This is a genomic window from Methanomicrobia archaeon (assembly GCA_016930255.1).
Classification (GTDB): Archaea; Halobacteriota; Syntropharchaeia; order Alkanophagales; family Methanospirareceae; genus JACGMN01.
This window is the reverse complement of record JAFGHB010000022.1, coordinates 21398-41758: the sequence shown is the minus strand read 5'-3', so window position 1 is coordinate 41758 and position 20361 is coordinate 21398. Positions and strand designations below refer to the sequence as shown.

The following is a 20361-nucleotide window of genomic DNA, read 5'->3' as shown; positions in this document are numbered from 1 at the left end:
AAGCCTGTTAATCGCGCTGCATAAAGGTAAGCGTTATACCACCCTGCTTCAAATACTCCAGCCCTTCTGTATCGCTGTATTCACCGGAGATCACGACGCGCTGTATCCCCGCGTTTATTATCAGTTTCGCGCAGATCTTGCACGGAAACGCATTGACATAGAGCGTCGCGCCGTCCGCGTCCCGACCCGCTTGTAAGAGCGCATTCTGTTCCGCGTGCACGCCCACGCACTCTTCATGTCGTTCACCTGACGCGATATTCAGTTTGTCACGCCGGCATCCGACATCGAGACAGTGCGGAAAACCTCGTGGTGCGCCGTTATAGCCCGTTGAAACGATTATATCGTTCTTCACCACTAACGCGCCTATCTTTCTCCGCAAACAGGTCGAACGCGTCGCGACGTCGTTGACAATATTCATCCAGTAGTCGTCCCAGGGTATTCTTGTCGGCTTCTCATTCGCTTCGTTCTCACGCATAATCGTTCGCTCTCCGTTCTCTGCCGGGATGGCCCAGTAACGTAACGCAGTACTGTACTGTGTATATGTACTTTTAAAAGGAAGGGAACTTTAATAAAGCATACAATTCGCGGTCTGCTCGGAGTGAAACCAATGGTTGTAAACGTTCTTCATGCCTGGGGGTCTAACAAATAAATGATCGCGTGGCTCATAGCGCTCGGTCTCCTCCTTTGCTTGCTGATTGCACTTGTCAAGTTAGCTCAGGTCTCGAAAAGGCTCAAGACCGTGAGTGATAACTACGAAACGGCGCAATGGGAAGCGCGGAACCAAGGCAGGTTCTCTAACGAAGCGTTGAACGAGGTAGAGGAATGGAAACAGCGCTACGTGGCAGAACGAGCAGCGAGAGAAGAGCACGAGCAAGAGGCCGAAACGTGGCGCAAGCGCTATATGGAACGAATTCACGAAGATTCTGATTCGTACAAGACGCAAATCGGTAAGGACGAAGAGTCTTGGGGCGATCGGGAGCCGTATTAAGCTGAGATCGGATTCAAATACCCCCTCCATCTATCCATCTATCCAATACGGTCACCGCAGCAGCAGCTCTTCAATCAACCGTCGCAAAAATCCCCGTCGCCTTCGCTCCTCATAATACCGGAGCTTCTCACGTTTTATGCCGCTCCGTTCCTTTGCCCGGGCGATCGCCAAGTCCTTTCCGCCGAGATGGTCGACCAAACCCATTTTCTGTGCTTCCCGTCCTAAATACACCTTGGCGGTGGCTAATTCCTGTACGGTCTCGTCGTTCAGGTTCCGGTTCTCAGCGATAGCGGTCAAGAACGTATCCTTGATCTCGTCCAGCTCCTTCGTGAGCAACTCCCGTTCCTCCTCCGTCGGCTTCTCGTACGGCAGCCCTAGCCCCTTATACATGCCCGTCTTGAGCGTTTCCACGTCGATGCCGAACTTCTTCAGTAACTCGCCAATATCCGGTCTGATGCTCAAAACGCCGATACTGCCCAGTGTGCTCAACTCATCGGCGACAATTTCATTGCATGCACTCGCAATCCAGTAGGCGCCTGAGGTCGCGTATTCTCGTACCCACGCTACGGTCGGCTTCTCCATCTCCTTTATACGCGTTGCTACTTCCTTAGCGGCAAAGGGAGTCCCGCCCGGCGAATTAATCTCGAATACCACTGCTTTTACCTTCTTCCGTTTCTCCGCATCCTCGATCGCCCAGAGTATCTCTTGCGATGTGGCCATAACTCCGAAATACGAACCCTCGGCGGTAATTGTGCCTTTAACGGGTATAATTGCAATGAAACCCTTATTCCTCATCGTTTCGTGAAATTCTTTACGGTAACTTATAACATGTACTTCCCGATATAAATGTAGATGGGCAGGGTGCGAGAAGGGGTATGCAACCAACGGACTTGGCATCGCGTATAAGCGACTGGATACGAGAACGCGTGGAGGCAGCAGGTGCCCGGGGTGTGGTCGTGGGCATGAGTGGCGGACTGGACTCGTCCGTCGTTGCCGTGTTATGTAAACGAGCGTTTCCCGATACCACCTTGGGCTTGATACTCCCGTGCTTTTCACGTAACGAAGACGTAGCACATGCGAAGCTGGTTGCCGCTCGGTTTGGCATCGAGACGAAGGAGATCGACCTCACACCGGTCTTCACGCTCTTGCTGGAGTTGTTAGATGTGGAAGAGCGCCCGCACGATGGTGACGTGGATGGTGACGTAGATATGGCAATTGCGAACCTCAAACCGCGTCTCCGGATGATCTGCCTTTATTACTTCGCGAATCAGCTCAACTATCTGGTCGTCGGCACGGGGAACAAGAGCGAGCTTTCTATTGGGTATTTTACCAAATACGGCGATGGCGCTGCGGATATACTGCCGCTCGGCGACGTGCTGAAGACGGAAGAGCGGGAATTGGCGGAGGCGCTTGGCATTCCCGAAGAGATAATCGAGAAAGCGCCGAGTGCAGGTCTCTGGGCGGGCCAAACAGACGAAGCGGAGATCGGTATGAGCTATGCGGCTTTGGATCGTGCTCTTACCGCACTGGAAATGGGGGATTTAGAGAGCACGAGCGGTTACGAATCCGAAGTGGTGGAACGGGTAAAACGAATGGTGGAAGCGTCGCGGCATAAACGGGAAGCGATACCGATCTTCAAGCGATCTTTGAGGTGATGCCGCATGTCGCTAGGCGATCAAAGAACTGTTTTTCCGTGGCCTTATTGGTTTTGGTGAAGATAGGAAGCGAATCGGATCGGATAGAAAAGGAAAGAAGACTCGTTAATTCCCCCTTCTAAAGGCGATGTTCATGGAAATCACCGGAAACCTCTTTGAATCGGCAGATTCCCCCAGGATAGTTCTCGTAGCCGATTATAGGAAACTTATCTAGCGTTAATATCGTTGACCGCGTTAGCTAATACTACTTCCTAGCAGCAATATTGGCAACGGTTAATAATAAATAGGCTATAGGATGTTAACTAATTTAAAGCTTAAATAACTCACAACATTTCGTGCTCAGAAGCGCGAAGACGAGGTGTAGAAAAAAGCAGGAGAGGCCCGTACAGGGTGTGAATCCCTGACGGGCGAAAAGGCGAAGAAGGAAGGCGAGGCGCCGAGGAGGGGCGCTTTATAAGTACCCAAAAAAGTTAGGGGGTGATAGGGTAAAATGAAAAAGACGCTTATCTCGACAATCGTTGTAGCGGTGTTAATCACTGCAATAGCTGCAACAACAGCTACGGTTCTTCCAGATAATAACAAAAAGATGATCCCTTCAGAGATTAGGGAAGAGATCGTAACAATTAAGAAACCAAGTATGGAAGAATTCTTAGAAGCCAACGAAGAGCATTTCAATTTCCTTCGAAAGAATTTGGGAGAAAAGGGTGAAAAATTGGTGAATCAAGCGATTAAGGATTGGGCTGAGGAGCTAGAAGAGACTCCAGATGATATTGAAGTCAAGTTGAAGCTAGTCAAAGTCGGCGAGAAATGCATAAATTTTTGGGCTTATCAAGATGTCCTCGCCCCCGGGGTGGAAGATGATCCCATAAATCTGATATTTTATAATACTGGTAACGCTTGGGATGTTCAATATGACATGCAGAATTGGATCGATAATACATGGGATGGTGCTACAGGTTGGTCAGCGCGGACGTACATCGACGACACAGCGAATGGTGGCACAGCCTATTGGAAAGTGCAAGACTATCAACTTGAAAACGGTGATTACTTTGGGTACAGGTATCACATACGGATTTTCGGCAGTGAATATTCAGATCCTCACTGGGCGGATGACTGGAGTGATGCCAACGTACACTATGAGCGTTGGACGGGAACGGGACACCAATATATCAGCTATGAAGACGCAGAAGATTTTGTAAAGGATGACTTTGCAGATGAAGGGTTCGTTGGAGATATTTGGTATACCGACTTAGGCAATGATGACTTGGGGGATAACGACGGGTTAGCACCAGTTATCGAGTTAACCGCATGAAATATGAAAATATAGAAGGAGAAGAGTCGCATGAAGTATGAACATATAAAATGGAGGAGCGTGGTACTAACTTTGTTAGTATTTTTTATAGTCCTCCTCTTTCCTTTTTTCCCCGTAATATTGCAAATATCTCCAAAATATGGACCGCTTTACGCGCAAATCGGACGAATTGCATTACCACTCATAGTTGGAATTTATAGCGGGTGGTCTCGTAAAATACCTTCGGTGCTAGCGGTGAGCTTTCTCCCATTTATGCTCCTTTTCATGTACGATATTATTGTATTTGGAGTAGTATTTAGATTTTGGATATACTCGGGTATTTGTCTCAGTATTATAGGAACTGGAGCTATACTAATAAATAGTAACAAAAAACTCGGATTTTTTCTTGTCATTATAGGTGCTATTTTGTGGATAATGCTAGTTGTGTAGGCCAAACTTTAGAATATCAAATATCAAAGAAGGGGCGAAAAGCCGCAGAAGGAAGGCGAGGCGCCGAGGAGGGGCGCTTTATAAATACCCAAAAAATTAGGAGGTGTTATAAATGAAAAGAAGAGCAGTGTGCTTGAAGCTTTCGTTGATACTAGCAGTAAGTTCGGTGGTTCTCATGTCATGTGCTACTGCGGGGACTGGTGATGATAACGATGCTACCTCCCCTGAGGTGGGCATTGAATGGGTGACAGATTATAGCTGGCCCCACAGTGATCTCCCAAATAGTGATGATTCCGCTAAAGCATTTTATAATGGATTGGGCAGTGCTGGCTGGACTCGAAAATTTGATAAAGGTAATACTAACACGAAAGAAGAGCACTTTCAACACGATGGGCAAGATTCCACGTACATCGATGGTGTCGACATTGCCTGGTACCAGGGGCATGCGCAAAATAACAGACTGGAGCTTTCAACCTATACGAAGTGGGTGAGTTTTTTCAACGAGATCGAATGGGGAGATCACGATTTGGAGTGGATTGCCTTACATGGCTGTCACTCAACAGAAAAGCCAGATAGGTTTAAGGGTAGCCACTATGGTCTCAATGGGGTGCATTTGATCTGTGGATTTACAACCTCTTCACTGAACTGTGTTGATGGCGGTAATTTTGCAGATAATCTATTAGACGGAGAGACGGTTAAAGACGCGTGGTATCACGCTATCGACGAGACACATGGCTCAGATTACACGGTACGGATAATCGGCGAAAATTCAGCATGCGGGAACGACCACATCTGGGGTGAAGGTTCTGTTATCGCCGATCCAACCGTAAATTCAGGGTATACTACGTGGACATATAGTTGCAGTTAGGATTGAAGAAAAAAAATGACACAAAAACTATGGGTAATCTTAGGGATAGTCGTCACGGTAGCAGTGCTATTTGCGGCTGCAACGGTTTGGGTTGAGCACACAGGAACTAACGCGGTTCCCGGTCTATTCCCTCCGTCCGAGGAAGGTGCTGAAACAACATTCGTGCTGAATGCCACCTTTCCGGAGATACGTGATTCATATCTTGTATATAAAACGGTAACTCCAGAGGTTACAAGCGACTACGTAAAGGGCATTGGTAGAACATTTGGGTTGACTGAAAATGCAGAGCTTCGTATAAACGATAAGATTCGTCTAGTAGATGAGGCGGAAGGGACAAGAAAGCAAGTAACCGTTTATAAGGCTTCGGGAGCTATCCAGTATTATAAGGAGTATCCCGCTTCTGTCGACTCTCAGCCCATCCTACCATCCGAAAACGATGCAAAGGAGATCGCTTCTGACTATCTTTCGACCAGAAAACTATTGCCCGAAGACGCAGAGTTCAAAAATGTGGGCGTTTCTGAAACATACGAGATTTGGAGAGCGGGTTCAAGTGAACCCATCATATCCTACGATGTGTCCTTAGCCGTGCGGTTTTCTCGAAGCGTCAACGGCCTACCAGTATATGGCCACGATGAATTAGCAGTGATCATAGGTAATAATAGTGAAGTCCATGAAATAGTAATGAATTGGAGAGCGATAGAGCCCTACAGAGAAATTTCACTAAAGACACCGGAAGAAGCATATAAAGAGCTAATTGCCGGCGAGAACCGTGTACAACCACCGTTGGAGATGATGGCAGATCGAGCAACTATCAACGAGATATCCATTGGATATTGGATGGAACCGCGAATAACGAAACAAGATTTTGTTCTGCCGGTATACGCATTCACTGGAACGGTCATTGATTCAGAAGGGAGGGAAGAGCCGTTTCACGACTATGTGCTCGCGGTGCAAGCTGAAGAGCTGGAATCGTTGGGGGTGGTTTACTAACTCCCCCTTTTATTTTTCCTATCACTCGATTGGCGAACGTTTTTTCACCGGACGTCATTCAAAAAGCGTCAAAAAGGTTTGAAAGAATATGCACTAGATTATAAGGAACTCGTTTGACGTACAGGTCACCGCAAGCACTCGCTAATATTGAGTTCTATCGGTAATATCGAACACAGTTAATAATAAATATGCTATAGATTATTTCATCATCTAAAGCTGAAACAAGCCACAGCATTTCGCGCTCCTGAGCGCGAAGACGAGGTGTAGAAAAAAGCAGGAGAGGCCCGTACAGGGTGCGAATCCCTGACGGGCGAAAAGGCGAAGAAGGAAAGCGCGGCACCGAGGAGGGGCGCTTGCGAAATACCAAAAATTAGGAAGTGCTAGAAGAAGATGAAGAAGATATGGGTAATAGGCGTAATAGGGATACTGATATGCAGTGTCGGGCTGGCCATAGCTCAGGATCAGACCAAAGAATATGCGGCATCAACTGCTACTACAAGCAAGCAGATTACTTTATGCTTAGATAAGCCAGGAGGTCTAGTAATCGAGCCTTCTGGGGACAGAACAGCTCAGGCGTATCTATCCGGTACCATTGATGGGAAGAATTGCCTTTTGCTCGCAGGTACAATTACCATTGATGATACGCCATACGCCGTGGATCTTGAAGGGAAAGCAGAGAAAATTTTCGTGGGATGGAATGTCCCCAAAGATGCTAAGCCGATTTACAGGGATCTCCATGGTAAAACGATGACAAGATATGAAGGTGCTACAAGAATGTATGCGTGTGCCGTCGAATTAAGCGACAAGAGCAATCAGATTTCCCTCAAAGGTGAATTCTTCGAAGATAGTATCGGGGGCTTGCATGGATCAGTAGTTATTGATGAGACGAAGTATGAGGTAGCTTTTCGCGGTACTTCAGACGGTCTGATTGATGAGGTCGTTCATGATCCAGATCAACCAATGGACGCAAGAGGATCTAAATATCTTGATGTACCACAGCGTAGTCAGTGGGAGTTGTATTACGATGGACATGGTTACGATGCTGCCAGCAGAGCGTGTGGTGAGACCTGTGCGGCAATGCTTGAAGAGTATTGGAATAGCAATTCTCCAGATATCTGGGACATTTGGGTATGGAATGGTTATGCTCCGATGTCTCCCACAGAAGCAGAACTTTACTTCGACGAAGTCGATGTTCCTTGCTATAAAGGCGATTACCAGGGCTCACTACTGAGTACTATAAATCACGTAATGCAGAGAATAAACACCGAATGGCCACTTTATATAACCGAGGAGAGCCAGTGGGGGAACTGTCATGCCGTTGTTGTACGTGGGTATCACGACACTCAGCAAAATTTCGCGTTGTGGGACCCAAATACCTGGACGGGCACAAACTTGATGTCATGGTACGATTGGCAAGGCAGGCATCTTTTAACTTCGAAGAGAATGTATACGAGAATATATGCGGAGATGACGAGTGGTCTAACGGATACGTTTACGTCTGTTAAGGAACAGAAGAGTAAAAATGAGAACAAGAAATAAGAATATCATTGAGGCAATCATTGCCGTTGGCGTTCCGGTATTGATTGTCCTCTATCTTCTTTTATTCCATACGAACCTCATCATAATCAGTAATCCAGATAGTAATATCTACATCGAGCATTTAAACTGGACGGACGTTACTCGTATCAACGAAACGACGGACCGGGTGGCGTTATCCGGAGATGTTACCTATCGCTATAAAGATTCCTCACTGTATTCAAGTTCAAGCAAAGATGAACCACTGCCTGATGACCTACCCGTGAGAATTCTCGTGCTTGCTGGAGTGCCTAATAGTAGAGATCGTGAGGTAACTTCCTCAGAAAACATAACGTTACAGTATCGACAACCCTATCATTTTGAGTATACGTTCGATTTAAAAGCCGGTAAAAGCTACGATGTGCAAGTAGAAGCTCATTGGAAAAGATATTTTGCTACCCCGCACCCTTATTACGGAGAATGGCGATGGGAGCGTTTCGGGGGGCTAGCTACGGAAATAGATCTGACGCACGGTGAGATGCCTCCGCAGCACGACTTAAGCGAAGAAGATAGGGGATATGCAATAGCAATTGCATTAAAGGATGAACGGGTTAGGGCAGAAATACGTAACAAGGAATACGAAATAGGGGATGTAAGCAAAGCACATATTGAGATAGCGGGTCCCGAAGAGAACTTTTCAGGTGAAGTCCCGGTAGTTCCGATAAAAATAGGAAATGTCACATTAATGGTTTTCGTTGACATTGAACAGGGGGAAGTTATCAACGTTGGGCATCAATGGGAGAAATCGCTTTTGACTCCTTCACCAGCCAGTGAAGAGTAGAAAATACAATTTTTATTTAAACCTTCGCTTTTCGTTCGGCGAATGTGAACGAAAAGATGGTTTTATCAGGGGTTGAACGATGTGATTAGTGAGCGTCGAGGAGGGGCGCTTGAGCAGCAAAGGTGGATAATTTTATGGAAGCGGAAAGGAAAGAAAGCTTGTTAATTATCCTCCCTCCTTCTAAAGGTGAAATCTATGGGGATCACCAAGATCCTCTGTGAATCGGCCGATTCCTCAGAGATAGTCTCGTGGCTGATTATAGGAAACTTATTTGGTGTGCAGATCACTGACAGCGTTAGCTAATATTGATTTCCTTCGGCAATATTGGCAACGGTTAATAATAAATGTGCTATAGGTTATTAACTAAGTTAAAGCTGAAACAACTCACAACATTTCGCGCTCAGGAGCGCGAAGATGAGGTGTAGAAAAAAGCAGGAGAGGCCCGTACAGGGTGCGAATCCCTGACGGGCGAAAAGCCGCAGAAGGAAGGCGAAGCGCCGAGGAGGGGCGCTTTATAAGTACCCAAAAAAGTTAGGGGGTGATGTGGAAAAAATGATGACTAAGATTTGGACGATTGGTGTTTTAGTAGTGATAGCAACAGGTGTAGCTCTAGGATCTACACAACTCTATCTAGGAGATTCCCAAACAGCCGAAGCAGAATGTGAAGGATGTGGATGTGGCGGTAAGGTAATCGATGAAAATCTAGATATTGAATCTAGGGGATACGTGACCGGTGTAATAGAGGACTATCGAGGTGGACAATCCGATTGCCAGGGAGGATCGGAAAGCTGGAATGATGCAGTGTGTAGGCACAATGCGATTATACGGTGGTCAGGAGAGAGTCAATACGCGCCGGCTTTTGAGGATGAAATAGAGCAGTGCTATTGGCAATGGAGTGCCATTTATCCAGAGCACTGCTATCCCGATTGGGATGACGGAAGTCAGGATGACCCGGTGTATTATACTTACATAGGGAATAACGATCTCGAATTTTATCATGCGGTCTGCGCAGAGCACGAGGGAGGCAGCACGAGTGACTTTGATAACTGGCGGTTCTTTCAGTATAGAGAGGACGATATCGAGCCTGGGGATTGGCAGATGCCCTGTGGCACTGATACGGACGATACGTATGTTTTAGTTCAGAGCACTAACGATGTCGGTTGCGACAACATAGATGCGACTACCTCTTATTCCTGGTATATAGATGAAAATTGTAACGTATCAAGTAGTAAGATAAGTTTGGCTCAAGTGACCGATGATGACGTAGCTTTGATGAAATCCAAGATAAAAGACCTAAAAGAGAATCCCAAAATGCAAATTGCTGCATGGGACATAGACCGAGGGATAAAAAGAGTTACTCTGTGGGTTTATGAGCGTACATCGGAGAACCAACAACTGCATAGAAAGATGATCGATGGATGGGAAATAATTGTGGCAGAAGACCAAAAGTCACCAGAGATCACCGCTGAGACAAATATGATGCAATAGGGGAATTATAAGAAATGCTGGAGACGCGAATTAGCACGACTGCAATATATCACGCGGAAAAGATGGTTGTCCTTTGAGTTTATGAGCGTACACCAGAGAACGAGCGATTACACGGCGAGATGATCGATGGCTGGAACATCATTGTGGCCGAAGACTCTACCAGACCAATGGAATAAGAAGACACAAAGAGAAAAAATGAATGATACTTTAAAACATCGGGGGTAAGGAGCTACGACAATTTTTGCTAACCTCTTTAGAGGTTAGCTTTTTTCCCTTTTTATAGAAATAAAGAGGATGAGAGTAATATCAACAAAAATAAACATAAGGTAAATAATAAGCACTTATAAAACATTAGGGAGTGATAGAAGAAGATGAAAGAGCTATGTGCGATTGGTATCATCTTAGCAGTGCTAGCAACAGGTATCGCTCTCGGTTCAGCACCCACCTTAGCTCCGGAACCGGCAACTGATGAAGAAGCAGCCTGGATCAGGGATCAAATAGAGAACTGGAAAGAGGACCCTGAGATGAAAATCGCTGCGTCTGACATAGACAGGTCAATATATAGAGTTACCCTCTGGGTTTACGAGCGTACACCAGAGAACGAGCGGTTACACCACGAGATGATCGATGGTTGGGAGATTATCGTGGCTGAAAGCCCCGAACCATCACTATGTGATACTTTTTACGATATTTTTACGAATACAACGATATTATTATGGATTCTGGCAGGATGTGTGTTTCTATCGTTGGTGGTAGTTTTCGTAAAATACCGTGGAAGGCGACGGGGATAGGAGTGCGATTGGCGTTATTGGTTCAGGTATATAGTGAGAAGAAGAAATAGGTAAAGATAGGCGGATTAAAGGGCATGAACAAAAAAATCTAGTGATTGTAGTAGTGTTGGTACTCATAGCAGCCGTTATTTGGGTGATAGCAGTGAACACGTATGAGGGTAGACTTTACGCTGGTGGGATTCGTTTAGGTTTGAAAGATGATAACATTACGTCTGGGACCGAAGAGCTTTTGCGCGAGAACCTACCGGTATCATTTACCGCAAAAAGAGTATACTGGATCAGCCCGCTTTATTACGCCGTAATCCCCGTGGCCGAGTTTAACACGTTAAAGGAGACTTTATTGGAAGAGGAACGGATAGAACTCACGGCAGTAAAACGGGAAGATGAAGACATATTTGTTTTCTTCGAAAATTGTTTCGGTAAAGATGATAGAGAATATAGTATAACGGAACTTCAAGAGCATCTTGATAAATACTCGCTGGAGGCAAAAGAAGTTGAATGGATATACATCGAATTTGATGAGAATGTGCAGTATAAAGAGATCGAAGACACACTGAACCTATTAAAAGCTGAGAGCACTGTGATCAGAGCTTATCCTGATCTTCTTGAGGGCTAAAATGGGAAAGAGATATTGGTTAAAAAAGTTGAAATCGTGGCAGATAGGCGCGATAATAGGCGGTGCAGTCGGCGTGATTGGTACAGCTATCACATTGGTAACAGGACATATTAGTGCCATCTCACTATTTTTAGTGCGTTTCTTCGCTCGTTTTGGTTTAGGCTATATCAGCTCATTGTTTATGTACCCACACTGCGAGTTAATCATCTCAGCAGTAGTTTACGGGATTTTTGGTGCAATCATCGGTTACGTTTTAAAATAAGAGCGAGATGGAAAAAATAGCAAAGAAGAGCTATGGAGAAGTTTAGGGCATTCTCTCGTGTTGAGGGCGGGGGATATTTATGAGACGCCAAACCCAAAAATTGACGGTAATTTTGGTTGGGGTTTAGCGATACTCCAAATTCTATCCTCACGAGCACAACTGACGGCAAATTTGTGCGATACTGAAAGCCGACTTTATGTGCAACTGGGGTTATTCAGAGTGTATGGTGACGTGCGATTTGCCCCTAGCCCTCTCCATTAAGACTGTTCTCCCCCATCTTCAGGATTACTGTCACCATTTCCTCTCGGTTCGCTTCAGTAATTTCCAGTATCTCGAACGTGCTCTTTATCCGCCGTACCAAGTCGTGCGCTGAGCGCTGATGCACGGTAACAATGAGCTGTTTATTACTGCTCAGTGCGTTTTCTACCGCGTCGAGGAAGCGCGTGGACTTCAATTCCATCGGGCCGATTTCATCTATGATGAGTATCTGCGGTTCGGATTGTAAAAGCGCAGAGGTTATCGAATGCGCACCGATAGCATCCAAATCGGTGAGATTGACGGTGTACTTGCCTACCTTTGGGCCGTGCCGGTGGAGCTGCACGTGCGCCAGAATGCCCGTCTCGCCCGTGCGTATATCCTCGATGGAGAACCCGACCCGTCGCCCCCCTTCGTGGATGTCGGCTGTGAGCATGCCACCTACCGCTATACCTTCGGTCTTCAATCGCCGTATCACTTCCTTGATGATCGTTGACTTCCCGATCCTCGGTTTTCCGGTTATTCCGGTTCTTCCTAGTTGCATAGTGGACTCAATCCATTCATGGCTTAACGCGTTCTTCGGCACGGTTATGCTCTACGTTACGTACATACCGATTGGCGCGTGTAGAGAAAAAGTGCTAGGGTCAGGATGAAGAAGATAACGGCGGGTAAGAAGGAATACGAGATGCCGAACAGGAAAACGAAGAGCGATGAACTTACCGGGCCTATCATGACCCCGGTGGTCTTGGCAAGTTCGAAGATGCCGGAGTAAGCACCATATCGTTCCCGTGGCACGATATCCGTGACGCGCGCCTCGAGTAACGGCTCGACCAGGGTCGTGCCGAGCGATATGATAAAGACGGTTAGTAAGAGGCTGGGAAGCGACTGCAGGAATCCTAAGGGAATAATGAATATCGTCGAGATAGCGAAGCCAAGACAGATCAGTCTGGTTTTCCCGATTTTATCGCCTAATTTACCCAGCGGTATTTGGAAAAAGAGGTACGGAGCGCCGGAAACACCGATCCAGAGCCCGATGATAAAGGGGCTGTAGCCCAGGCGTTCGAGGAACAGCGGCCCGAAGACCCAGCGAGCAGAATACCAGAAGAAGAGTGCAACGGTGCAGAGCGCCAGAACCATAAGCTCTCGATGCGCCCGGAACTCTTTGAGTACTGCTAACAATTCGTCCTTACCTGTTTCGTTGTTAGTGGTGTTTCCACGCCGATTACCGGTATTATCGCGTAATTTGAGGATCAGTGTTAAGGACGCAAGGAGCAGCAGCGCGGAGAAGATATACGGGGTTCGTAGTGCGAATCGGTCCGCGAGGAACCCTCCGATGATGGGGCCTGTAAACAGGCCGGCATTGGCGAAGGTGCCAAAGAAGGACCTGAACTCGCCTCGCCGGCCTTTCGGTGAAATATCCTTGATAAACGCCTCGCTGATCACCCATGCGGGCGCCATGGCCATCCCAAATGCTAGTTGCAGTCCGATTAACGCGTACAGGCTTGTATTGATGAAAAACGCCACAAGTACGGCCGCGAGGAGCAAGAACGAAGCAATTAGCAAGCGTTTCCGGCCGAGTTTGTCGGCGAGCACACCAGCGGGAAGGCTGAAGAGCATCCCGGCAAGCGAGGAGAGCGCCGCAACGAGCCCTACTAATTCCGGCTTTTCGAGAAAGTGCTCCAGATACAGGGGATGAATCGTGATGACCGCGCCAATAACGACGCTGTAGACGAGGAAGAGCGTGGAGAATAAGAGCAATTGACCGTTTCGCTGCGCTTTCGGTTCTCGGCTTGATGCTGACTCGGCCATAGCCATACCACAAACACCTTTACGACTCACGCGAATATTATTTATTGTTCGGGCAGAAAAATCCACATTCCGGTATACATACGTAACGACTATGAAATGAAGGCAGAGGAAGTTGATGAATGGGTGAAGCAGGCGTTCAAGGCGTCTGCGGAGGAGTTTGCGGCACTGATTACGGAAGCGAAGGATCGATTGCGTGAAGAGTTGGGTGCTCGCAAGGGGGGCGGATTGGTGCGCATCGACCCTCACACGGTGACAAGTATGGTCGTTATCGGCGATCTCCACGGCGATCTGGATAGCCTGATGCATATACTGAAGCAGCAGGAGGTTTTAAACGCGGATCGAATTATCTTTTTGGGCGATTACGGCGATCGGGGCGATGAAAGCGTTGCGATGTACTATGTGGTCTTGAGGTTGAAGTTGTTCGCAGGCAAAGGTGAACGCGTGGTACTGCTGCGCGGCAACCACGAAGGCCCGCCGGATATGATGTTCAGACCCCATGAACTGCCTTTGTTCTTTGTCAAGCGCTTTGGTGAGCAGGGCAAGGATCTCTACAGGGCCCTCAAAGAGCTGTGGTCGTATTTACCCTACGCGGTACTGGTTACGGGACGGTATATGATGATGCACGGCGGCGTGCCTTGCGTGATAACCTCGCTCGATGAGATTGCGCGCGCACGCGAGAGACATCCGGGAACGAGCACGTTCAAGGAGCTGCTCTGGAACGACCCGATCGAGGGCAACGGCTGTTTCGAGTCAGTACGCGGTGCCGGGATGCTCTTTGGGAAGACGACGACGGACGCATTTCTCAGTATGGCGGGAGTGAAGACGGTCATACGAAGTCACTACCAATGTGAAGGTGTTGCAGTGAACCACGACGGCAAGGTTTTGACGGTGTTTTCGAGAAAGGGCGCGCCGTACTACAACAAGCGAGCTGCTTATTTGTTTCTGGATGAAAGCATGCTGCGCGAGGCGCAAGATGCGAACGAGCTGGCGCAACGGGCGGCGCGGGTGTGGTAGTTTCGATTTTCTGGGGAAATGCACTTCAACTAATATTTTTAGGCGCAAGATAAAACAACTTATGGTCTCGTTTAGTAGCTCTTAATAAGGCAAAGTTTCGAAAATCATTGTACGTTACTTCGGACTTTAAGAGATAATAGTTTGGAACAAGACTAGAAGTATTTATAGACAAATAATATATCCCATCTCTCTTCTCGCCAGTCATAAATCCATTATGAGATTCATTTTTTCCGGATTCTTCAATTGTTATATCGTCCTTATTATCAAAGAATATCTCGTTAGAGTTTGTCAAATTATATAACGAGATATAACACCTTGATGAGGGCACACCCGTATCATATATCGTCACCATCATTTCATCAGTGCAAGAATAGGAGGCATTTGCTATTTCGATCGAGTACGAGCCGCATAACAAAAATGTAGGTATTATAATTAATACAAAAGGAATAAGTATTAATAAAAAAGCATAGAATAATAAGGTTAAAATTATAGCAAAATTTGATTTATTTAAATCTTCTGGTGATTGGAATATGTGACCTAAAGATCTAATTTTCTTTTTTACTAGATATTTTGAATACTGAAATGATAAAAGCTTAAACTTCTCATATATGTCTGTAAACAGAATGGCGGAAATGAATACAGAAACCAAAAAGAACATCAACCAAGAATAACTATCAAAGTAGCCGATTATGTTACCTTGCCAGTTTCTTGTAACGAAAAGGTAAAATACGCTTAAAAATGAATAAATAATTACAAAAATAGGAATAACAAACAGCCATCGGTTTAAAATTGCATTTATTCTTCTTAATACTTTCAATTCTTCATCCTTTGCCGCTATCATATACCCTTTCGTTAAAATAAATAACGAAATAATTAAAATTTCACTGATTAAAACGGAAACCAAAAGATAAACTGATATTAGTGCAGGATTACTTAAATTTACAATATTAGTGTTAAAGTATTCTGTTATTTTAAACAAAACTGCAGAAATACCTACTAATAAAGCAATAGCTGGCGTAAACTCTTTAAAGTCCCACTCTTCGTTTTCTATCATTTCAAAACACTATGCTAAAGATATAAACTTAATGATATTTAAAAGTTATCGATCTCAACTACATATTTATTTTTCAAAAAATTATATTTTTCTCATATCTAATAAAAACACTCATCACATCACTACCACAACGAGCAGAATCATCAGCACCTTCGCAACCATACTGTTCAGGTACATAATCGCGGTGATCTTCGCCCCGAGCTTGCCGAAGAGCGACATATACATGGGAAGGCTGTACTTCAGGTAGACGAGCGTTATCATGAGCATGCTGCCAATGAGCAGTGTTAATATCGCTTGCTTCGCCGTGATCACGCCTTTCGCGAGCAGTGCGGCGACAATCGCGTAACCTGCGGAGAAATGCGCTAAATCCGCAACGAGTGCGGTGATTACTTCCCCTGGCAGATCCAATACGCGCAGGATCGGATCAAAGATGACACTAATATTGTCCATGAGACCGAGCGTAAACAGAATATCGACCACTAAAAACGCCACGACCATTATTGGTACTACCTTTTTCAACGTGGCAACTGATTTCTTCAGTGCCGTTTTCAGTTTCTGATTCTTTGTTGTTTCCGTTGCAGCTGCATATATCTCCTCGTCAACACACGCCGGCTGCGGGAAGCGCAATTTCGCATAGACGAACGCGCCGAATGACTGTAGAAACGCGGAGAGCAGCGTGAGCGCGATATAAATGCTGCCGATAACGGGGCCTAACAGCACGAGCGCAATCGGCGCATGCACCCTGAACAGCGATTCGCCAACGACGGTCGGAAATGTGCTCATGACGAGCGTTACGATCGTTTCGTTATCGGTTAGTTTACCCTCGTGATAGAACCCCGCCAGGGTCGATTTCCCAGCGGTGGGATTGAAAAAGGCAGCGAAAAGCGAGATAGTACCTTCACGCGGCAGGTTCGAAGCACTACAGAACGGTCGTATAAGCGGCGATAACTTCCGCATCGCATCGCTCTCGAGCACGACGTTCGCCACGATCACGCCGAAAGTAATGAGGCTCACTGCTCTGATGAGATAAATCGCGGTGTTCATGATTACTTTACGTCTATCTTATTAAGCACACCAAAGAAAAAGCTACTCGTCTTATCTTAGCTTCTTAGTGTCCGAACAGCACTCATACCTCGAACGTGCGCTGTTTCGCGCTTCGTTCTTTCAACTGCAGGCTCCACCTTCGGTAATCTTTTAATTTCCACGCGCTCGCCTGCTGCAAGTCCGGAATACCACATACCGGCGCGCTATCCATGATATGGCATTGTAAGCAATTCCCCTTACAACTATGAACGGGCTCAAACCGCTTGCTGTCGCCCGCACGTACGTAAAGCGGCACGTCGATGCCTTCGCAGTTATAAGAGCTCATAAACTCCCTGTTCAAACCCGTGACGTACTTCCCTTTGAGGGATTGAAATTCCATACAGAGCCCCATCGTCACTTTATTTCGATCGCATATCGCCCGCATCATGCCGAACAGCTTCCGCCGGTATGCTAGCTTCGCGTGAAGCCGTCCGCTCATCGTCTCGGTATACAAATCGGCAAAGTGCGTTTTGGGAACGTCGAACCTTTTCGACAGCTCTTCGTACAGTTCGTGCTTCATCACCAGAGGAATGTCCAGACAGCTCGTTATGATATGCCCCGCACCAGCATCAACCACCCTCTGTACTAAATCGTCCAGTTCTTCCTGGTTATCCGTCACATACGGTATTATCGGGTCAATCCGGCACACGGCAAACGTGCCTGCGTTCGTAAGCCGCTCTAGGTTTCGCACCAGCTCCTCGGTTGTTGCGCCGCCCACCATCAGTCGCTGTCGTTTCGCTTCGTCCGGCGTCAGGATGGATACCTCGCCAAACGAGTGACCCTGTCTCTTGATCAGGTTGAGTGCCGTTTCGCTTATTTTACCCTTCGTGGTGAACTGCACCGGGATATTACGATCGACAAACACCTTTACGATCCGCTCGCTCAGTTCGTATCGGTCATTGAGCGGCTGGAACGGGTCGGTAACCGGAGAGAGATAGCCGCAGCTCGCAACGGTGAGTCCATCCAATTGCCGCGCAAGCCGTTTATCGAAATCTTTGAATACCGTAACGACCCCGTGCTCGCGAAATAGTTTGAAATAGCCGCCGAACGCGTGCGAATAACAGAAGAGGCAGTTATGGCTGCAGCCGTTATACGGGTTTATCAGGAGCTTCTCCGAGGTGCATTCTCGATTCCCGTACGGCTCTATTCCGTTCCACCAGCCGTGCAGCTCCTTGCTCGAATCAACAACGATATGCGGTATCGGGCGTTGTATAATCTCGAAAAGCTTCGACGATCTCCCGAATTGAACGGTTATCGTCGTGGATGCAGTATCCATATTTAAATATCGTAAACATGCTATTAATAAGAGTGTTTAACGAGATGAGTGCAACGTGGCAGGAATTAAAATTTGGAGAGAGAACGTTCTACCCTGAAGCGAGGACACTGAAGGATATGGAGGGGGTTCTGTTTAATAAACGCTTTTTAGCGAACGCGAGCATGGATATGGAACTGTACTATATGTTCAGAGACGTATCGAAGAACGAAGCGGACGCGAATAAGATAGCCAAATTGGGATTGCGATACGACATCACGATTATTCCGCCGAATAACCTCGGCGTGGAATTTGTTAAAACCGCAGGGCACTATCATCCGTGCCCCGATGATTCAAAACAGACCTACCCAGAGATGTACGGAGTATTAGAGGGCGAAGCGCATTATTTACTGCAAAAACGTGAAGAGATACAAGGCATTGAAAAGATAACCGACGTAATCGTGGTAAAAGCGAAGAAAGGAGATAAAGTTATCGTTCCTCCTGATTATGGGCACGTTACGATTAATCCGTCCGAATCGGCGTTAAAGATGGCGAACTGGGTTGCACGAACGTTCTCATCGATCTACGAGCCAATAAAGCAGCGAAAAGGAGCAGCGTATTTCGAACTGACGTATGGCGAGTTTATCAAGAACGACGAGTACGATGATGTGCCGGATATACGATTCTTACAGCCTGAGGAGACCTGGCCACGTGGGCTCATGCTGAGCAAGGACAGAGCACTGTATGACCTATTGCGAGAGCCCGAGCAGCTTGAGTTTCTTACGCGTCCTGAAGAGTGGTTTAAGTAACATTCCGGTCTCTTTACATTTGCTCCTAATTTCGTACTATCACGCAAAGAAAAAGGAATGTCAACCGATAAAGAGGTAGAAGACCAGATACGGGCCGCGATCGCTGCAATCAAGCGTGGGGGTACGGTCGTGTACCCTACGGAGACGGTGTACGGTTTGGGTGCCGATGCGCTTTCGGAGGATGCGGTGCGGGAAGTGTACGAACTCAAAGGTCGAGACCTGTCAAACCCGCTCTCACTCGCCGTCTCATCATTCGAGATGCTACAGACCGTTGCATACGTGGACGCCGAACTGATGGCCATTTTAAAAGAGCTGCTGCCCGGGCCGGTCACGGTATTATTACGGGGAAAAAAGTGCGTGCCGGATCTCGTAACTGCGGGGTCCGATCTCGTTGGCGTTCGATTCCCAGATAACGAAATAGCACTGCGTATAATACACGAGACGGGGCCGATAACCGCAACGAGCGCGAACATATCCGGTAAAACTCCGCCGACCCGGGTTGAAGAAGTAGAAATAGAAGCGGATGTTATTATTAATGGAGGAAGATGTAAGTATAGTATGCCGTCCACGGTGGTAGCTATGACAAGCGTGACGGCGACCGGCGAAGAGACAGATAAAACTTCAAAGCTAAAAATCGAAATAGAAATAAAAAGAAGAGGAGCATGCTATGACCGAGTATTGCACATCCTGCGGAGTAAAATTGCTGGAGAAGGGATTCACCGTCTTTCCGTGCCCGAACTGCGGAGAGAACGAGATAGGTAGATGCGCGAAGTGCAGAAAGCAAAGTAATTTATATAAGTGTGACAAATGTGGGTTTGTGGGTCCGTAAAAAATGAGATGGCAAGGTAAATCAAGACGAAAGTCCACGGGAGGAAGGCTTCATCGAAATCGTAAGAAGCGGGAGCACGAGGCGGGTAGGCCCGCAGCAGACACGACCATCGGCGAGACACGAAGACGAACGATCAGAACGCGCGGCGGTCGCAGTAAACTGAGGCTACTTAAATGTGAACTGGCAAATGTCGCGGATCCGAAGAGTGGAACTACGAAAACGGTTAAAATAATCACCGTGAAGAAGAATCCCGCAAATCCGTTCTACGCACGCCGGAACATTACGACAAAGGGCGCGGTAATCGAGACTGAACTTGGCGACGCGGTCGTAACCAGCCGACCGGGTCAAGAGGGGATCGTGAATGCGGTATTAGTATAGCATAATTCAATTCAATTTGATTGGATCTGCTCTCTATAATTTCCATTTGGCGTCCGTCACGCATGAGCTGTTACGATGCATCCTTTCGCGTCGCGTAAGTACGTACGTGGGTAGTGAGAGGTA

22 protein-coding genes are annotated in these 20361 nt (G+C 46.9%); 15 read left to right on the top strand and 7 right to left on the bottom strand.

Annotation, left to right across the window (positions count from 1 at the left end):
* Positions 1-7 precede the first annotated feature (7 nt).
* Positions 8-475 (bottom strand): dCMP deaminase family protein, encoded by a 468-nt coding sequence (locus JW878_03620; protein MBN1762157.1) that lies wholly within the window; start codon positions 473-475, stop codon positions 8-10.
* Between the two features lie 174 nt (positions 476-649).
* Here JW878_03620 and JW878_03615 point away from each other — a divergent pair, with 174 nt between their 5' ends.
* Positions 650-988 carry a hypothetical protein gene (locus tag JW878_03615; GenBank protein ID MBN1762156.1) on the top strand — a complete coding sequence of 113 codons (339 nt, stop codon included), beginning with the start codon at positions 650-652 and terminating at the stop codon, positions 986-988.
* A 51-nt stretch (positions 989-1039) separates the two neighbouring features.
* On the opposite strand, the gene sppA is transcribed toward JW878_03615, so the two are convergent.
* Complete coding sequence (gene sppA / locus JW878_03610; GenBank protein MBN1762155.1) at positions 1040-1783, bottom strand: signal peptide peptidase SppA; 744 nt, start codon at positions 1781-1783, stop codon at positions 1040-1042.
* Positions 1784-1863: 80 nt separating this feature from the next.
* Between sppA and JW878_03605 the strand changes: the two genes are divergently transcribed.
* From JW878_03605 to JW878_03560, 10 genes are all read left to right on the top strand, one after another.
* Complete coding sequence (locus JW878_03605) at positions 1864-2643, top strand: NAD+ synthase (GenBank protein MBN1762154.1); 780 nt, start codon at positions 1864-1866, stop codon at positions 2641-2643.
* Positions 2644-3133: 490 nt separating this feature from the next.
* Positions 3134-3955 (top strand): hypothetical protein, encoded by an 822-nt coding sequence (locus tag JW878_03600; GenBank protein ID MBN1762153.1) that lies wholly within the window; start codon positions 3134-3136, stop codon positions 3953-3955.
* A 541-nt stretch (positions 3956-4496) separates the two neighbouring features.
* Positions 4497-5252 (top strand): hypothetical protein, encoded by a 756-nt coding sequence (locus JW878_03595; GenBank protein MBN1762152.1) that lies wholly within the window; start codon positions 4497-4499, stop codon positions 5250-5252.
* A gap of 15 nt (positions 5253-5267) precedes the next feature.
* Positions 5268-6242 (top strand): hypothetical protein, encoded by a 975-nt coding sequence (locus tag JW878_03590; GenBank protein ID MBN1762151.1) that lies wholly within the window; start codon positions 5268-5270, stop codon positions 6240-6242.
* A 390-nt stretch (positions 6243-6632) separates the two neighbouring features.
* Positions 6633-7781, top strand: coding sequence for a C39 family peptidase (locus JW878_03585; protein ID MBN1762150.1), 1149 nt, complete (start codon positions 6633-6635; stop codon positions 7779-7781).
* Entirely contained in the window at positions 7765-8598 is an 834-nt protein-coding gene (locus JW878_03580) for a hypothetical protein (protein ID MBN1762149.1), read from the top strand. The genes JW878_03585 and JW878_03580 overlap by 17 nt, the downstream gene beginning before the upstream one ends.
* 552 nt (positions 8599-9150) lie before the next feature.
* A complete protein-coding gene (locus JW878_03575; protein MBN1762148.1) occupies positions 9151-10086 on the top strand; it encodes a hypothetical protein in 936 nt (311 codons plus the stop codon).
* A gap of 371 nt (positions 10087-10457) precedes the next feature.
* On the top strand, positions 10458-10877 hold the full coding sequence (locus JW878_03570) for a hypothetical protein (protein MBN1762147.1): 420 nt from the start codon (positions 10458-10460) through the stop codon (positions 10875-10877).
* A gap of 142 nt (positions 10878-11019) precedes the next feature.
* Positions 11020-11493 (top strand): hypothetical protein, encoded by a 474-nt coding sequence (locus tag JW878_03565; protein ID MBN1762146.1) that lies wholly within the window; start codon positions 11020-11022, stop codon positions 11491-11493.
* A 1-nt stretch (position 11494) separates the two neighbouring features.
* Positions 11495-11755 (top strand): hypothetical protein, encoded by a 261-nt coding sequence (locus JW878_03560; protein ID MBN1762145.1) that lies wholly within the window; start codon positions 11495-11497, stop codon positions 11753-11755.
* A 244-nt stretch (positions 11756-11999) separates the two neighbouring features.
* Here the strand turns inward: JW878_03560 and JW878_03555 are convergent, their stop codons facing one another.
* Positions 12000-12554 carry an NTPase gene (locus tag JW878_03555; protein ID MBN1762144.1) on the bottom strand — a complete coding sequence of 185 codons (555 nt, stop codon included), beginning with the start codon at positions 12552-12554 and terminating at the stop codon, positions 12000-12002.
* 56 nt (positions 12555-12610) lie between these two features.
* Complete coding sequence (locus JW878_03550; protein ID MBN1762143.1) at positions 12611-13825, bottom strand: MFS transporter; 1215 nt, start codon at positions 13823-13825, stop codon at positions 12611-12613.
* 90 nt (positions 13826-13915) lie between these two features.
* Here JW878_03550 and JW878_03545 point away from each other — a divergent pair, with 90 nt between their 5' ends.
* Positions 13916-14833 carry a metallophosphoesterase gene (locus JW878_03545; protein MBN1762142.1) on the top strand — a complete coding sequence of 306 codons (918 nt, stop codon included), beginning with the start codon at positions 13916-13918 and terminating at the stop codon, positions 14831-14833.
* A gap of 25 nt (positions 14834-14858) precedes the next feature.
* On the opposite strand, the gene JW878_03540 is transcribed toward JW878_03545, so the two are convergent.
* The 3 genes from JW878_03540 to JW878_03530 form a co-directional block, all read right to left on the bottom strand.
* Positions 14859-15887 (bottom strand): hypothetical protein, encoded by a 1029-nt coding sequence (locus tag JW878_03540; protein ID MBN1762141.1) that lies wholly within the window; start codon positions 15885-15887, stop codon positions 14859-14861.
* 114 nt (positions 15888-16001) lie between these two features.
* Positions 16002-16931, bottom strand: a complete 930-nt coding sequence (locus JW878_03535) for a nucleoside recognition protein (protein ID MBN1762140.1) — start codon at positions 16929-16931, stop codon at positions 16002-16004.
* Positions 16932-17013: 82 nt separating this feature from the next.
* Positions 17014-18246: a radical SAM protein gene (locus JW878_03530; GenBank protein MBN1762139.1), complete on the bottom strand. Its 1233-nt coding sequence runs from the start codon at positions 18244-18246 to the stop codon at positions 17014-17016.
* Positions 18247-18290: 44 nt separating this feature from the next.
* On the opposite strand from JW878_03530, the gene JW878_03525 reads away from it, so the two are divergent.
* From JW878_03525 to JW878_03515, 3 genes are all read left to right on the top strand, one after another.
* A complete protein-coding gene (locus JW878_03525; GenBank protein ID MBN1762138.1) occupies positions 18291-19031 on the top strand; it encodes a glucose-6-phosphate isomerase in 741 nt (246 codons plus the stop codon).
* A 57-nt stretch (positions 19032-19088) separates the two neighbouring features.
* Entirely contained in the window at positions 19089-19793 is a 705-nt protein-coding gene (locus tag JW878_03520; protein MBN1762137.1) for a threonylcarbamoyl-AMP synthase, read from the top strand.
* Between the two features lie 70 nt (positions 19794-19863).
* Positions 19864-20238 (top strand): 30S ribosomal protein S8e, encoded by a 375-nt coding sequence (locus JW878_03515; GenBank protein MBN1762136.1) that lies wholly within the window; start codon positions 19864-19866, stop codon positions 20236-20238.
* The last annotated feature ends 123 nt before the right edge of the window (positions 20239-20361 follow it).

Coding starts and splice junctions, on each gene's coding strand:
- JW878_03560 (MBN1762145.1), top strand. CDS start 11,495: ATGGGAAAGAGATATTGGTTAAAAAAGTTGAAATCGTGGCAGATAGGC.
- JW878_03585 (MBN1762150.1), top strand. CDS start 6,633: ATGAAGAAGATATGGGTAATAGGCGTAATAGGGATACTGATATGCAGT.
- JW878_03545 (MBN1762142.1), top strand. CDS start 13,916: ATGAAGGCAGAGGAAGTTGATGAATGGGTGAAGCAGGCGTTCAAGGCG.
- JW878_03580 (MBN1762149.1), top strand. CDS start 7,765: ATGAGAACAAGAAATAAGAATATCATTGAGGCAATCATTGCCGTTGGC.
- JW878_03575 (MBN1762148.1), top strand. CDS start 9,151: ATGATGACTAAGATTTGGACGATTGGTGTTTTAGTAGTGATAGCAACA.
- JW878_03535 (MBN1762140.1), bottom strand. CDS start 16,931: ATGAACACCGCGATTTATCTCATCAGAGCAGTGAGCCTCATTACTTTC.
- JW878_03550 (MBN1762143.1), bottom strand. CDS start 13,825: ATGGCTATGGCCGAGTCAGCATCAAGCCGAGAACCGAAAGCGCAGCGA.
- JW878_03530 (MBN1762139.1), bottom strand. CDS start 18,246: ATGGATACTGCATCCACGACGATAACCGTTCAATTCGGGAGATCGTCG.
- JW878_03555 (MBN1762144.1), bottom strand. CDS start 12,554: ATGCAACTAGGAAGAACCGGAATAACCGGAAAACCGAGGATCGGGAAG.
- JW878_03590 (MBN1762151.1), top strand. CDS start 5,268: ATGACACAAAAACTATGGGTAATCTTAGGGATAGTCGTCACGGTAGCA.
- JW878_03615 (MBN1762156.1), top strand. CDS start 650: ATGATCGCGTGGCTCATAGCGCTCGGTCTCCTCCTTTGCTTGCTGATT.
- JW878_03605 (MBN1762154.1), top strand. CDS start 1,864: ATGCAACCAACGGACTTGGCATCGCGTATAAGCGACTGGATACGAGAA.
- JW878_03570 (MBN1762147.1), top strand. CDS start 10,458: ATGAAAGAGCTATGTGCGATTGGTATCATCTTAGCAGTGCTAGCAACA.
- JW878_03600 (MBN1762153.1), top strand. CDS start 3,134: ATGAAAAAGACGCTTATCTCGACAATCGTTGTAGCGGTGTTAATCACT.
- JW878_03525 (MBN1762138.1), top strand. CDS start 18,291: ATGAGTGCAACGTGGCAGGAATTAAAATTTGGAGAGAGAACGTTCTAC.
- JW878_03520 (MBN1762137.1), top strand. CDS start 19,089: ATGTCAACCGATAAAGAGGTAGAAGACCAGATACGGGCCGCGATCGCT.
- JW878_03515 (MBN1762136.1), top strand. CDS start 19,864: ATGAGATGGCAAGGTAAATCAAGACGAAAGTCCACGGGAGGAAGGCTT.
- JW878_03595 (MBN1762152.1), top strand. CDS start 4,497: ATGAAAAGAAGAGCAGTGTGCTTGAAGCTTTCGTTGATACTAGCAGTA.
- sppA (MBN1762155.1), bottom strand. CDS start 1,783: ATGAGGAATAAGGGTTTCATTGCAATTATACCCGTTAAAGGCACAATT.
- JW878_03540 (MBN1762141.1), bottom strand. CDS start 15,887: ATGATAGAAAACGAAGAGTGGGACTTTAAAGAGTTTACGCCAGCTATT.
- JW878_03620 (MBN1762157.1), bottom strand. CDS start 475: ATGCGTGAGAACGAAGCGAATGAGAAGCCGACAAGAATACCCTGGGAC.